General features: G+C 45.7%; 11 protein-coding genes and 1 pseudogene. 11 read left to right on the top strand and 1 reads right to left on the bottom strand.

Features of this window, described 5'->3' with window-relative positions; genetic code table 11:
- From R7M72_RS23375 to rpoC, 9 genes and pseudogenes are all read left to right on the top strand, one after another.
- Positions 1-71: pseudogene (locus tag R7M72_RS23375) on the top strand (elongation factor Tu); the annotation flags it as partial.
- 266 nt (positions 72-337) lie between these two features.
- A complete protein-coding gene (gene secE, locus R7M72_RS23370; protein ID WP_005384680.1) occupies positions 338-718 on the top strand; it encodes a preprotein translocase subunit SecE in 381 nt (126 codons plus the stop codon).
- 13 nt (positions 719-731) lie between these two features.
- A complete protein-coding gene (gene nusG, locus R7M72_RS23365) occupies positions 732-1,280 on the top strand; it encodes a transcription termination/antitermination protein NusG (protein ID WP_005384681.1) in 549 nt (182 codons plus the stop codon).
- A gap of 164 nt (positions 1,281-1,444) precedes the next feature.
- Positions 1,445-1,873: a 50S ribosomal protein L11 gene (gene rplK / locus R7M72_RS23360; RefSeq protein ID WP_005384682.1), complete on the top strand. Its 429-nt coding sequence runs from the start codon at positions 1,445-1,447 to the stop codon at positions 1,871-1,873.
- 4 nt (positions 1,874-1,877) lie between these two features.
- Entirely contained in the window at positions 1,878-2,579 is a 702-nt protein-coding gene (rplA, locus tag R7M72_RS23355) for a 50S ribosomal protein L1 (RefSeq protein ID WP_005384683.1), read from the top strand.
- A gap of 293 nt (positions 2,580-2,872) precedes the next feature.
- Positions 2,873-3,367 (top strand): 50S ribosomal protein L10, encoded by a 495-nt coding sequence (gene rplJ, locus R7M72_RS23350; RefSeq protein WP_005382538.1) that lies wholly within the window; start codon positions 2,873-2,875, stop codon positions 3,365-3,367.
- A 57-nt stretch (positions 3,368-3,424) separates the two neighbouring features.
- Complete coding sequence (gene rplL, locus R7M72_RS23345; protein WP_005382540.1) at positions 3,425-3,793, top strand: 50S ribosomal protein L7/L12; 369 nt, start codon at positions 3,425-3,427, stop codon at positions 3,791-3,793.
- Between the two features lie 252 nt (positions 3,794-4,045).
- On the top strand, positions 4,046-8,074 hold the full coding sequence (rpoB, locus tag R7M72_RS23340; protein WP_005384685.1) for a DNA-directed RNA polymerase subunit beta: 4,029 nt from the start codon (positions 4,046-4,048) through the stop codon (positions 8,072-8,074).
- A gap of 104 nt (positions 8,075-8,178) precedes the next feature.
- The gene (gene rpoC / locus R7M72_RS23335) at positions 8,179-12,381 is read left to right on the top strand and encodes a DNA-directed RNA polymerase subunit beta' (protein ID WP_005382514.1); all 4,203 of its coding nucleotides are present in this window, start codon (positions 8,179-8,181) and stop codon (positions 12,379-12,381) included.
- A gap of 172 nt (positions 12,382-12,553) precedes the next feature.
- Here rpoC and R7M72_RS23330 read toward each other — a convergent pair whose 3' ends face one another.
- Positions 12,554-13,045, bottom strand: coding sequence for an Rsd/AlgQ family anti-sigma factor (locus R7M72_RS23330; protein ID WP_005382515.1), 492 nt, complete (start codon positions 13,043-13,045; stop codon positions 12,554-12,556).
- Positions 13,046-13,222: 177 nt separating this feature from the next.
- On the opposite strand from R7M72_RS23330, the gene nudC reads away from it, so the two are divergent.
- On the top strand, positions 13,223-14,020 hold the full coding sequence (gene nudC, locus R7M72_RS23325) for an NAD(+) diphosphatase (protein WP_053350803.1): 798 nt from the start codon (positions 13,223-13,225) through the stop codon (positions 14,018-14,020).
- Between the two features lie 246 nt (positions 14,021-14,266).
- Complete coding sequence (gene hemE / locus R7M72_RS23320; protein ID WP_005397282.1) at positions 14,267-15,334, top strand: uroporphyrinogen decarboxylase; 1,068 nt, start codon at positions 14,267-14,269, stop codon at positions 15,332-15,334.
- Positions 15,335-15,373 lie beyond the last annotated feature (39 nt).

Genomic DNA, 15,373 nt, shown 5'->3' with positions numbered 1-15,373 from the left:
GTCTACGTTTCGCGATCCGTGAAGGTGGCCGTACAGTAGGTGCTGGTGTTGTTGCTAAGATCTTCGACTAATTCATAGCGAATTAGCGATGCTTTCGGAAAATCTTGAATTAGATTTGACGAACCAGTAGCAAAAAGGGCATCATTTGATGCCCTTTTTCTGCACTCAACATTATTTTTGCTGTTTTCTTGTTCAGAAGTGGGTTGGGCGCAGAGCAAGATTAAGCAAAGAGGCTTAATCTTAAGAAGAGTACGCTGATTTTTTCAGCGATATGGAGTTTGCCCTGCAACAGCGGGGTTGTTGTCGTCTATATTAAGACTTGTAACAGGTTGGTTTTATGAAAGCAAATAATGCTGAAACTCCTGATAGCTCAAACGCAGCAGATACGTTTAAGTGGGTAGCCGCTTTCGTATTGGCAGCTGCCGCTGTTGTGGGTAATTACCTGTATGGTGAAATGTCTGTAGTGGTTCGTGCTGCAGGCGTTGTTGTTCTTATTGCAGCTGCCTTAGGCGTTGCAGCAACAACGACTAAAGGTAAAGCAGCGATCAGTTTTGCAAAAGAATCTCGTATGGAAGTACGTAAAGTTGTTTGGCCTACTCGCCAAGAAACCATGCAAACAACACTGATCGTTTTAGCTGTAAGTATTGTAATGGCTCTAGTGCTATGGGGTATTGACGGAATTATGGTTCGTCTAGTAGCTCTAGCAACTGGGGTATAGAGGGTTTTTATTCATGAGTGAAGCTCCAAAAAAACGCTGGTATGTGGTTCAAGCCTTCTCTGGATTTGAAGGTCGTGTAGCTCAATCTCTGCGCGAGCATATCAAAATGCACGGCATGGAAGAGCTATTCGGTGAAGTACTGGTTCCTACTGAAGAAGTAGTGGAAATGCGCGCGGGTCAGCGTCGCAAGTCTGAGCGTAAGTTCTTCCCAGGTTACGTCCTTGTTCAGATGATTATGAACGATGAATCATGGCACCTAGTACGCAGTGTGCCGCGTGTCATGGGCTTCATTGGTGGTACCTCAGACCGTCCGGCACCTATCACGGATAAAGAGGCTGACGCGATTCTTAATCGTCTTGAGAAAGCGAGTGAAGCGCCTCGTCCGCGTACAATGTACGAAGCGGGTGAAGTGGTACGTGTTAACGAAGGTCCATTTGCTGACTTCAACGGTACTGTTGAAGAAGTGGATTACGAGAAGAGCCGCCTGAAAGTGTCTGTATCGATCTTTGGTCGTGCGACACCAGTTGAGCTTGAATTTGGTCAGGTTGAAAAGCTGGACTAAGACTCTTCGTTAAAGAGTATAAAAAATCACCTTTTTAGGGTTGTATAAGGCGCGGATTATGACTATAATTTCGCGCCTTTTTACTTCAAGTGAAGTAAAAAGTTTCTTACACAAACGGGGAGCTGATCCGCGATTAGCGTTTGTACCCAAACTTAGGAATTATCATGGCTAAGAAAGTTGAAGCTTACATCAAGCTACAAGTTGCTGCTGGTATGGCTAACCCTAGTCCACCAGTAGGTCCTGCACTAGGTCAACACGGTGTGAACATCATGGAATTCTGTAAAGCGTTCAACGCAAAAACAGAATCTATTGAGAAAGGTCTACCAACTCCAGTAGTTATCACAGTATACAGCGACCGTTCTTTCACGTTCGTAACTAAGACTCCACCTGCTGCTGTTCTTCTTAAGAAAGCTGCTGGCGTTAAGTCTGGTTCAGGTCGTCCAAACACTGAAAAAGTTGGTACTGTAACTGACGCTCAAATCCAAGAAATCGCAGAAACTAAAGCTGCTGATATGACTGGTGCTGACATCGAAGCGATGAAGCGTTCTATCGCTGGTACTGCTCGTTCAATGGGCCTAGTGGTAGAGGGTTAATAAGATGGCAAAACTAACTAAGCGCATGCGCGTAATCCGCGAAAAAGTTGACGTAACTAAAGAATACGAAATCAACGAAGCTGTTGCTCTTCTTCAAGAACTAGCGACTGCTAAATTCGTTGAGTCTGTAGACGTTGCTGTTAACCTAGGCATTGATGCTCGTAAATCTGACCAGAACGTACGTGGTGCAACTGTACTACCTCACGGTACTGGCCGCGAAATCCGCGTTGCAGTGTTCACTCAAGGTGCTAACGCTGAAGCAGCTAAAGAAGCTGGCGCAGACATCGTAGGTATGGAAGATCTTGCTGAGCAAGTTAAGAAAGGCGAAATGAACTTTGACGTAGTTGTTGCTTCTCCAGATGCAATGCGCGTTGTAGGTCAACTAGGTACTATCCTAGGTCCTCGCGGTCTTATGCCAAACCCTAAAGTTGGTACTGTAACTCCTAACGTTGCTGAAGCAGTTAAAAACGCTAAAGCTGGTCAGGTTCGTTACCGTAACGACAAAAACGGTATCATCCACACTACTATCGGTAAAGCAAACTTCTCTGCTGAGCAGATCAAAGAGAACCTAGAAGCACTTCTAGTTGCTCTGAAGAAAGCTAAGCCATCTTCAGCGAAAGGTACTTTCCTGAAGAAAGTAAGCATCTCTACTACTATGGGTGCTGGTGTTGCTGTTGATCAGGCTAGCCTGAACACTCAAGCATAATTTATTTGCTTAGGCGCAAAATTAGTGTATAATTTTGCGCCTAATATTTGTGGTTGGGGCTGAACTTTGGTTCTTTGAACTGTCTCCTAGTTCGAAATGAATTAAGACCCAGTCTCCGTCCAAGACCGTAGGTGTTTGTGTAAAAGCAAACTTAATTATCCTACGTAGATGGTGCCCGAACTGACAGAAAGCTCTATGTAATATAGTTAACTTTCTTCTGGGGAAGCACCTCAATAGCTCTCACTGTCGTGATGATAGTGAGTGGTGTAACGACAACCAGGAGTAAATCCAAGATGGCTTTAAACCTTCAAGACAAAAAAGCAATTGTTGCTGAAGTCAACGAAGCTGCCAGTGGTGCACTTTCTGCAGTTGTAGCTGATTCTCGTGGCGTTCAAGTTGGCGCGATGACTTCTCTACGTAAACAAGCTCGTGAAGCTGGCGTTTACATGAGAGTTGTTCGTAACACTCTTGCTCGTCGTGCGGTTGAAGGTACTGAGTACGAGTGTCTAACTGACACTTTCACTGGTCCTACTCTAATCGCATTCTCTAATGAGCACCCAGGTGCTGCAGCGCGTCTTTTCAAAGACTTCGCTAAAGAGAACAAAGATTTCGAGATCAAAGCTGCTGCATTTGAAGGCGCTTTAACTGACGCTGAAGTACTAGCAACACTACCAACTTACGACGAAGCAATTGCACGCCTAATGATGTGCATGAAAGAAGCTTCGGCTGGCAAGCTGGCGCGTACTATCGCAGCTATCCGCGATCAAAAACAAGAAGCAGCGGCATAAGCCTTGCTTTTTACTGGTTGCTTAATAAACTTATTGTTGACTTAAAAGAGAATTGTTATGTCTATTACTAACGAGCAAATCCTAGACGCAGTTGCAGAAATGTCTGTAATGCAAGTTGTTGAACTAATCGAAGCAATGGAAGAGAAATTCGGTGTTTCTGCTGCTGCTGCTGTTGTAGCTGGCGGCGCTGCTGCAGGCGAAGCTGCTGCTGAGCAAACTGAATTCGACGTAATCCTAGAAGCTGCTGGCGGTAACAAAGTTGCTGTAATCAAAGCAGTACGTGGCGCAACTGGCCTAGGTCTTAAAGAAGCTAAAGCTCTAGTAGACGGCGCTCCAGCACCTCTTAAAGAAGGTGTTGAGAAAGCAGAAGCTGAAGCTCTTAAAGCTCAGCTAGAAGAAGCTGGTGCAACTGTTGCTGTTAAGTAATTATTGCATAGTTTCTTAGCCTAACGGCTAATTGGCTGGTGGTTTTTTAACCACCGGCCTTTTTGCGCTGTAGGGTATAGGCGAATTTTCCCGCTGTTTAAGCGCCTGATATCCATGCAAAAAACATTTCATTCTTACGAAATGAAATGTCACTACAGTAAACAGCTATATTAGTCACTGTCCCTTACCCCCCTTAAGTAACTAGGAGCGGGCGGACAGTTTGGGTCACTTATCAGCGAGCTGAGGAACCCCATGGTTTACTCTTATACCGAGAAAAAGCGCATCCGTAAGGACTTTGGTACTCGTCCACAAGTTTTGGACATTCCATACCTGCTATCGATCCAGCTCGATTCGTTCGACAAATTTATCGAACAGGATCCTGAAGGTCAATACGGTCTTGAAGCCGCTTTCCGTTCTGTATTTCCGATTCAGAGCTACAACGGCAATTCTGAGCTGCAATACGTTAGCTACCGTCTTGGTGAGCCAGTTTTTGACGTTAAAGAATGTCAAATCCGCGGTGTAACTTACTCAAAGCCACTACGTGTAAAACTACGCCTAGTTATCTTTGATAAAGACGCGCCAGCAGGTACTGTAAAAGACATTAAAGAACAAGAAGTCTACATGGGTGAAATTCCACTCATGACAGACAATGGTACCTTCGTAATCAACGGTACCGAGAGGGTTATCGTATCCCAGCTGCACCGAAGCCCAGGCGTGTTCTTCGACAGCGATAAGGGTAAGACCCACTCTTCAGGTAAAGTTTTATACAACGCACGTGTTATTCCTTACCGTGGTTCATGGCTTGATTTCGAGTTTGATCCTAAGGATAACTTGTACGTTCGTATCGACCGCCGTCGTAAGCTACCAGCATCGATCATCCTTCGAGCACTAGGTAAGTCGACAGAAGAAATCCTAGATATCTTCTTCGAGAAAGTGAACTTCGAAGTGAAAGACCAAACTCTATTGATGGAGTTGGTTCCTGATCGTCTACGTGGTGAAACTGCGTCATTCGACATCGAAGCAAATGGTAAAGTTTACGTTGAGCAGGGTCGTCGCGTAACAGCTCGTCATATCCGCCAACTAGAAAAAGATGGCGTTGATCACATCGAAGTACCAGTTGAGTACATCGTTGGTAAAGTTGCATCTAAAGATTACATCAATGAAGCAACTGGCGAGATCATTGTTAACGCTAACCAGGAAATCAGCCTGGAAGCACTAGCGAACCTATCTCAGGCTGGCCACAAAGCGCTAGAAGTTCTATTCACGAACGATCTAGACCACGGTCCATTCATGTCAGAAACACTACGTATCGACAGCACGGTTGATCGTATTTCTGCATTGGTAGAAATCTACCGCATGATGCGCCCTGGTGAGCCGCCAACAAAAGAAGCTGCAGAAGCTCTATTCGAAAGCCTATTCTTCTCTGAAGAGCGTTACGATCTATCGACTGTTGGTCGTATGAAGTTCAACAGCTCTATCGGCCGTGAAGATGCTCAAGAGCAAGGCACGCTTGATGAAACTGATATCATCGAAGTGATGAAGAAGCTGATCGCGATCCGTAACGGTAAGGGCGAAGTGGACGATATCGACCACCTAGGCAACCGTCGTATCCGTTCTGTAGGCGAAATGGCTGAGAACCAGTTCCGTGTAGGTCTAGTACGTGTTGAGCGTGCAGTTAAAGAGCGTCTAAGCCTAGGCGATCTTGACGCAATCATGCCTCAAGACTTGATCAACGCGAAGCCAATTTCTGCGGCAGTTAAAGAATTCTTTGGCTCTTCACAGCTTTCACAGTTCATGGACCAAAACAACCCGCTATCAGAAGTAACGCACAAGCGTCGTATTTCTGCATTGGGTCCTGGCGGTCTAACTCGTGAACGTGCTGGCTTCGAAGTACGTGACGTACACGTAACTCACTACGGTCGTCTATGTCCTATCGAAACGCCTGAAGGTCCAAACATCGGTCTGATCAACTCTCTATCTGCGTTTGCGCGTTGTAACGAGTACGGTTTCCTAGAGACACCATACCGTCGCGTTGTAGATGGCGTAGTAACAGACGAAGTAGATTACCTATCTGCAATCGAAGAAGGCCAATTCGTTATCGCACAGGCGAACGCTAAGCTAAACGAAGATGGTACTTTTGCAGATGAGCTGATCACAGCTCGTCAGAAAGGTGAATCTGGTCTACACCCTCGTGAGCACGCTCAGTACATGGACGTTGCGACAAACCAGGTTGTATCTATCGCTGCATCGCTTATCCCGTTCCTAGAACACGATGATGCGAACCGTGCATTGATGGGTGCGAACATGCAACGTCAGGCAGTTCCAACACTGAAAGCTGACAAACCGCTTGTTGGTACTGGTATTGAACGTAACGTAGCAGTTGACTCAGGTGTAACTGCAGTTGCTAAACGTGGTGGTGTAATCCAGTCAGTAGATGCTTCTCGTATCGTTGTTAAAGTTAACGAAGAAGAGCTAGTACCAGGTGAAGCTGGTATCGACATCTACAACCTGACTAAATACACACGTTCTAACCAGAACACATGTATTAACCAGCGCCCATGTGTGATGCCAGGTGAGCCTGTATCACGCGGTGACGTTCTTGCTGATGGTCCTTCAACAGACCTTGGTGAACTAGCGCTTGGTCAAAACATGCGTATCGCGTTCATGCCTTGGAACGGTTACAACTTCGAAGACTCGATCTTAGTATCTGAGCGCGTAGTTCAAGAAGACCGTTTCACGACTATCCACATCCAAGAACTGACTTGTGTGGCGCGTGATACTAAGCTTGGTTCTGAAGAGATCACAGCGGATATTCCAAACGTAGGTGAGTCTGCTCTGTCTAAACTAGACGAGTCAGGTATCGTTTACATCGGTGCTGAAGTTAAGGGTGGCGACATCCTAGTTGGTAAAGTTACACCTAAAGGTGAAACTCAGCTAACGCCTGAAGAGAAGCTACTACGTGCAATCTTCGGTGAAAAAGCATCTGACGTTAAAGATACTTCACTACGTGTACCTAACTCTGTATCAGGTACGATCATCGACGTTCAAGTCTTTACTCGCGATGGCGTAGAGAAAGACAAGCGTGCGCTTGAAATCGAACAGATGCAGCTTAAAGAAGCGAAGAAAGACCTAACTGAAGAATTCCAGATTCTTGAGGGCGGCCTTCTAAACCGTGTTAAAGCTGTATTGATTGAAGGCGGTTACTCTGAAGCGAAACTAGACACAACTGATCGTAAGAAGTGGCTAGAACTAACGCTAGAAGATGACGCACTACAAACTCAGCTTGAGCAACTTGCTGAGCAGTGGGATGAGCTAAAAGCTGACTTCGATAAGAAGTTCGAAACTAAGCGTCGTAAGATCACTCAAGGTGATGATTTAGCACCTGGCGTCCTGAAGATCGTTAAGGTTTACCTAGCGGTTAAACGTCGCATTCAGCCTGGTGATAAGATGGCGGGTCGTCACGGTAACAAGGGTGTAATCTCTAAGATCAACCCTGTTGAAGACATGCCATACGATGAGAAAGGTCAGCCTGTAGACATCGTACTTAACCCACTGGGTGTACCTTCGCGTATGAACATCGGTCAGATCCTAGAAGTACACTTAGGTCTGGCAGCGAAAGGTATCGGTGACAAGATCAACCAGATGGTTAAAGAGCAGCAAGAACTAGCGAAATTCCGCGAGTTCCTACAAAAAGTTTACGATCTAGGCGACACTCGCCAGAAAGTAGACATTGCTTCTCTATCTGATGATGAAGTACGTACTCTGATCAAGAACTTGCGTGGCGGTCTACCAATCGCGACTCCTGTATTTGATGGCGCTCCAGAAGAGTCAATCAAAGCACTTCTTGAGCTAGCAGATCTACCAACATCAGGTCAGTTAACACTGTTTGATGGTCGCACAGGTGATGCGTTTGAGCGTCCTGTAACTGTTGGTTACATGTACATGCTGAAACTGAACCACCTTGTTGATGACAAGATGCACGCTCGTTCAACTGGTTCGTACAGCCTAGTAACTCAGCAGCCACTAGGTGGTAAAGCTCAGTTCGGTGGTCAGCGTTTCGGTGAGATGGAAGTATGGGCACTAGAAGCATACGGTGCTGCTTACACGCTACAAGAAATGCTAACGGTTAAGTCGGATGACGTTAACGGCCGTACTAAGATGTACAAGAACATCGTAGACGGTAACCACAGCATGGAACCTGGCATGCCAGAATCGTTCAACGTACTGTTGAAAGAGATCCGCTCGCTAGGTATCAACATCGAGCTAGAAGACGAAGAGTAATCCTTTTCTCTCTTGATGAAAGTCGAGAGAATCAAAGCGATTATTTGGAAGAAGGTGCTCACTTTAGCAAGTGAGCTCCTTTTAACTCCTTACAGGAGCTGATTGTGAAAGACTTATTAAACTTTCTAAAAGCACAGCATAAGACCGAAGAATTTGATGCAATCAAAATCGGTCTATCTTCACCAGACATGATCCGTTCATGGTCTTTCGGTGAAGTTAAAAAACCTGAAACGATCAACTATCGTACGTTCAAACCTGAACGCGATGGTCTGTTCTGTGCGCGTATCTTTGGTCCAGTTAAAGACTACGAATGTCTTTGTGGTAAGTACAAGCGCCTGAAGCACCGTGGTGTTATCTGTGAGAAGTGTGGTGTAGAAGTTACACAAACTAAAGTTCGTCGTGACCGTATGGGCCACATTGAACTGGCTTCACCAGTAGCTCACATCTGGTTCCTAAAATCGCTACCGTCTCGTATCGGTCTACTAATGGATATCCCTCTACGTGATATCGAACGCGTTCTGTACTTCGAAATGTACGTAGTAACAGAGCCTGGTATGACTGATCTAGAAAAAGGTCAGATGCTTACTGAAGAAGAGTATCTAGATCGTCTAGAAGAGTGGGGCGACGAGTTCACTGCTAAGATGGGTGCGGAAGCTATCAAGGACCTACTAGGTTCTATGGATATGCACGCTGAAGCAGAACAAATGCGTGAAGAGTTAGAGACAACAAACTCTGAAACTAAGCGTAAGAAAGTAACTAAGCGTCTTAAGCTGGTAGAAGCGTTCATCGCATCGGGTAACAACCCTGAGTGGATGATCCTAACTGTACTTCCAGTACTTCCGCCAGATCTACGTCCTCTCGTACCTCTAGATGGCGGCCGCTTTGCGACTTCTGATCTTAACGATCTATACCGTCGTGTGATCAACCGTAACAACCGTTTGAAGCGTCTTCTAGAGCTAGCTGCTCCGGACATCATCGTACGTAACGAAAAACGTATGCTGCAAGAGTCTGTTGATGCGCTACTAGATAACGGTCGTCGTGGTCGTGCGATCACAGGTTCTAACAAGCGTCCTCTGAAATCTCTTGCTGATATGATCAAGGGTAAACAAGGTCGTTTCCGTCAGAACCTTCTAGGTAAACGTGTAGACTACTCTGGCCGTTCTGTAATCACAGTAGGTCCATACCTGCGTCTACACCAGTGTGGTCTTCCTAAGAAGATGGCACTTGAGCTATTCAAACCATTCATCTACAGCAAGCTAGAGACTCGTGGCCTTGCGACTACAATCAAAGCCGCTAAGAAAATGGTAGAGCGTGAAGAAGCGGTCGTTTGGGATATCCTAGACGAAGTAATCCGTGAACACCCAGTACTATTGAACCGTGCACCTACACTTCACCGTCTAGGTATCCAGGCGTTCGAACCAGTACTGATCGAAGGTAAAGCGATTCAGCTACACCCACTTGTTTGTGCGGCGTACAACGCGGACTTCGATGGTGACCAAATGGCGGTTCACGTACCTCTAACTCTAGAGGCACAGCTTGAAGCTCGTACTCTGATGATGTCGACAAACAACATTCTGTCGCCAGCGTCAGGTGATCCGATCATCGTACCTTCTCAGGACGTTGTATTGGGTCTGTACTACATGACTCGTGAAAAGATCAACGTGAAAGGTGAAGGCATGTACCTTTCTGGCCCAGAAGAGGCTGAGAAAGCATACCGCACTAAACAAGCTGAGCTTCACGCACGCGTTAAAGTACGTATTACAGAAACTGTTGTAGACGAAGACGGCAACAGCACTACAGAAACCAAGATGGTAGACACCACTGTTGGTCGTGCAATGCTATGGCAAATCGTGCCAGCTGGTCTACCGTACAGCATCGTTAACCAAAAGCTAGGTAAGAAGCAAATCTCTAACCTACTTAACGAGGCGTACCGTAAACTCGGTCTGAAAGACACAGTAATCTTCGCTGATCAAATCATGTACACAGGTTTCGCATACGCGGCACTTTCTGGTGTATCTGTTGGTATCGACGATATGGTTGTACCTGCAGCTAAGTACACTGAAATCGCAGAAGCGGAAGAAGAAGTACGTGAAATCCAGGAACAGTACCAATCAGGTCTTGTTACTGCGGGCGAACGCTACAACAAAGTTATCGATATCTGGGCATCGACCAACGACCGTGTTGCGAAAGCAATGATGGAAAACCTTTCATCTGAAACGGTAGTTAACCGTGACGGTGAAGAGGAACAGCAAGAGTCATTCAACAGCATCTATATGATGGCGGACTCGGGCGCTCGTGGTTCTGCAGCACAGATTCGTCAGCTTGCGGGTATGCGTGGTCTGATGGCGCGTCCAGATGGTTCAATCATCGAAACGCCGATCACAGCGAACTTTAAAGAAGGTCTAAACGTACTTCAGTACTTTATCTCAACGCACGGTGCTCGTAAGGGTCTTGCGGATACGGCACTGAAAACAGCGAACTCGGGTTACCTAACTCGTCGTCTAGTAGACGTTGCTCAAGACGTTGTTGTAACTGAACATGACTGTGGCACTCACGAAGGTGTCGACATGATGCCTCACATCGAGGGTGGTGATGTTAAAGTTGCACTTTCTGAGCTTGCTCTTGGTCGTGTTGTTGCTGAAGACGTACTAAAACCTGGCACTGAAGACGTTCTTATTCCACGTAACACCCTGATCGATGAGAAGTGGTGTCAAATCATGGAAGAGAACTCAGTAGACAGCATGAAAGTGCGCTCTGTAGTAACGTGTGATTCTGACTTCGGTTGTTGTGCACAATGTTACGGTCGTGACCTAGCACGTGGTCACCTAGTGAACCAAGGTGAAGCAGTGGGTGTTATTGCTGCTCAGTCTATCGGTGAGCCAGGTACACAGCTAACGATGCGTACGTTCCACATCGGTGGTGCGGCATCGACAGCAGCGGCAGAGAACAGTGTTCAAGTTAAGAACAACGGTTCTATCAAGCTACACAACGCTAAATCTGTATTGGCTGATGACGGTAAGATCGTTATCACTTCTCGTGCGACAGAGTTAACTATCGTTGATGAGTTTGGTCGTACTAAAGAGAAACACAAACTGCCTTACGGTACGCTACTAAGCAAAGGCGATGGTGATACAGTTCAAGCTGGCGAAACAGTTGCAAACTGGGAAGCGCACACACTACCTATCATTACCGAGGTAGCAGGTCGCATCCAGTTCGTAGATATGATCGACGGCGTAACAGTATCTCGTCAAACGGATGACCTAACTGGTCTATCTTCAAGCGAAGTAACTGACCCAGCAGCTCGCCCTTCAGCAGGTAAAGATATGCGTCCAGCTATCAAACTTGTTGACGAGCAAGGTAACGATGTAATGATCCCTGGTACTGATATGCCAGCTCACTACTTCCTACCTGGTAAAGCGATTGTGAACATCGAAGATGGCGCAGCAGTAGGTGTTGGTGCAACACTAGCACGTATTCCTCAGAAGTCTGGCGGTAACAAAGATATCACCGGTGGTCTTCCACGAGTTGCTGACCTATTTGAAGCACGTAAGCCGAAAGAGCCTGCAATCCTTGCTGAGCACACAGGTACTGTGAGCTTTGGTAAAGAGACGAAAGGTAAACGTCGCCTAGTGATCACACGTGAAAGCGGTGAAGCTTACGAAGAGATGATTCCTAAGCATCGTCAGTTGAACGTATTCGAAGGTGAAAAAGTTGAACGTGGTGACGTGATCGCAGATGGTCCAGAGTCTCCACATGACATCCTACGTCTACGTGGCGTACACGCGGTAACGCAGTACATTGCTAACGAAGTACAGGAAGTTTACCGTCTACAAGGCGTTAAGATTAACGATAAGCACATTGAAACTATCGTTCGTCAGATGCTGCGTAAGTGTACTATTACTCACTCTGGTGACTCTGAGTTCCTACCTGGTGAACAGATTGAGTACTCACAAGTTAAGATTGCTAACCGTAACCTAGAAGCTGAAGGCAAAGAGCCTGCACGTTTCGAACGTGAACTACTAGGTATTACTAAAGCATCTCTAGCGACTGAGTCGTTCATCTCTGCGGCATCGTTCCAGGAGACAACTCGCGTACTAACAGAAGCTGCGGTTTCTGGTAAGCGTGATGACCTACGTGGTCTGAAAGAGAACGTAATTGTTGGTCGTCTGATCCCAGCTGGTACTGGTTTCGCATACCACCAAGAGCGTCAAGCTAAACGTTCTGAAGCGCAAGATGGTCCTTCTGCTGAGCAAGCAACGGATAACCTAGCGGCACTTCTAAACGCTGGTTTCTCTTCTGAAGAGTAAGTCATATAACGAGTAATCGTTAAAAGCTTAAGAAAAAGGCACCTTCGGGTGCCTTTTTAGTTTTTATACTACTTTGTTCTTCCGGTGGGATTTTCGATAAAGCTAGAAACAAAAAAGACCGACGATGATCGTCAGTCTTTTCTCTCACTCTATTTCTGAATGTTTGCAAATACTAAGCTCCAGGTGGCATAGACAGGCTTTCTGCGATTTGCTGTATCAGATAGTCCTCGACTTCAAAGCGAGTCTCAAGAATTTCCCCAATGAGACACATATCAGAATCGAAATCATTTAATTCATCATCTTCAGTCACTTCTGAGTACTTATCGTTAAAGTTCAATAATGGTTCAGTCGTTAGAACAATTTGACCATAGGTTTGATTGATCTCATTAGTCACGACAAAGCCGGTTGCTTTCCAACGGTCCATAACCATGTCATAAATTTTAAAGTGGCCTTCGGAGATGTAATCAACGAGGTGCTGACAGAAATCCTGCAGTTCGGAAGGAGATGGGAGTTCAATAACATTGGTTTTAGAACAAGGTTGCAGCGCTGCAAGCTTACAATATTCAACAATCAGGGATTGTCGTGTCTCTAACCAGTGATCAATGACATCACTTGAGCCACCCCACTGGTCTTGTGTTTGTTTGAATTTTCTTAGCATGACCATGCCCTCATGATCTGATCGCCCATCGGCGAACGTATCCTTTGCAAAGCAAAGTTAGTAAAGTTATTACAAACTCTTGTCCTTACTAGAATTTAGAGTGCACATTTACTTAACGATAAACTCTAGTATGAAATTAGATTGCCAGTAAAATGAACGAACTTCAAGCAAAGGGATGGTGTAATGTTAAGAAAAGGTGATGTTAACCGCGCGATAAATGCATACTGGTGTGTTGTTGCAGGAAGTGAAATTTGGCTGGTGGATGGTGCTGTGCCTTTCGGGTCTGCAGAGCAGTTATCACTGCCAGTAACGAGTGCAAGACCCATTGGTGAGTATTCTGGTTCGCCCGTCTTGTGGCTTAACTTGGCCGATTTAGAGCATGATCTACCCTTAGTATCCCTGCGTGACTGCCTGCATTTTCCTGAGCCATTATTTATGTTGTTAAGTAAAGCTGTACAATATGGGCACATGACGCAAAGTTTGCGCTTTTGTCCACAGTGCGGAGGAAGGAACTTTCTTAATAATAACCAGTTAGCCATGCAGTGTGGTGAATGTCGCACCCTTCATTATCCTAGAATATTTCCGTGTATTATCGTTGCTGTACGTAAAGAAAATCAGATCTTATTAGCCCAACATCCAAGGCATCGAAATGGTATGTATACGGTTATTGCGGGTTTTCTTGAAGTCGGTGAGACCTTAGAAGAGTGCGTGGCTCGAGAAATTCATGAAGAAACGGGAATTCTCGTTAAAAATATTCGTTACTTTGGCAGCCAGCCTTGGGCTTTCCCATCCAGTATGATGATGGGGTTTTTAGCTGACTATGAATCGGGAGAGTTAAGTCCAGACTACACTGAGCTGTCTGATGCACAATGGTTTGGTATCGACGAGATGCCGCCTGTTGCGCCTAAAGGAACGATTGCAAGAGCACTTATCGAGCAGACGCTGAAAGATATAGACACTAATTATCTGATAAATAGATAAAAAAAACCCTCCGAGAGGGAGGGGGTAAGTAAGATGTCGTTATGAGATGCTGAGTACTAAGTACTCAGTTTATAATTGTAGTTTTCGCTAGCGAACAAATTTTTAACACTGATACCGATTGGGTGCAAATTAAGCATTGATTTAAAAGTTAATAACTTGATCCAGGTTGCAAAGCACACAGCTATTGGACTTAAATCAGTGATAGAATACCCCTTTCACAGAAAGCCTAACAGTTGGAATTACGGAATGACTGAATTAAAAAATGATCGTTATCTGCGTGCGCTTTTAAAAGAGCCGGTAGATTACACGCCAGTATGGATGATGCGCCAGGCAGGTCGTTACCTACCAGAATACAAAGCGACTCGTGCAGAAGCGGGTGATTTCATGTCTTTGTGTCGAAATGCAGAATTAGCATCCGAAGTGACACTTCAACCATTACGCCGTTTTCCTCTTGATGCCGCGATCTTATTCTCGGACATCTTAACGATTCCAGATGCAATGGGGCTTGGTTTACGTTTTGCTGCGGGTGAAGGACCTGTTTTTGATAACCCAATTACATGCAAAGCCGACGTGGAAAAAATTGGTTTGCCAGATCCTGAAGGTGAACTGCAATACGTAATGAACGCAGTACGCCAGATCCGTAAAGACCTGAAGGGTGAAGTGCCGCTGATTGGTTTTTCTGGTAGTCCTTGGACTCTTGCGACGTATATGATCGAAGGTGGTAGCTCTAAAGCGTTTACCAAGATCAAGAAGATGATGTACGCGGAACCACAAACTCTGCACCTACTTCTAGATAAGCTGGCAGACAGCGTTATCGAGTACTTAAACGCGCAAATTAAAGCGGGTGCGCAATCGGTAATGGTATTTGACACATGGGGTGGCGTACTAACGCCTCGTGATTACAATCTGTTCTCACTGCAATACATGCACAAGATTGTAGATGGTCTGATTCGTGAAAACGACGGTCGTCGCGTGCCAGTCACACTGTTTACTAAGAATGGCGGCATGTGGCTTGAGCAAATCGCAGCTACGGGCTGTGATGCGGTTGGTCTAGACTGGACAATCAACATTGCTGACGCGAAAGCACGTATCGGTGATAAAGTGGCGCTGCAAGGTAATATGGACCCATCAATGCTTTACGCTTCACCAGAGCGCATCCGCGAAGAAGTAGCGGATATCCTAGAAGGATTTGGTGATACGGGGACTGGTCATGTGTTCAACCTAGGTCACGGTATCCACTTGGATGTACCGCCAGAAAACGCGGGCGTATTTGTGGATGCGGTACACGAGTTATCTAAGCCATACCACAAGTAAGTTAGATTTTTTTGAAATCAAATGCCGGCATTCAGTGCC

Origin of the sequence: Vibrio sp. YT-18 (genome assembly GCF_033337345.1) — a bacterium.
Lineage (GTDB): Bacteria > Pseudomonadota > Gammaproteobacteria > Enterobacterales > Vibrionaceae > Vibrio > Vibrio alginolyticus.
This window is presented reverse-complemented; position numbering and strand designations above follow the sequence as displayed.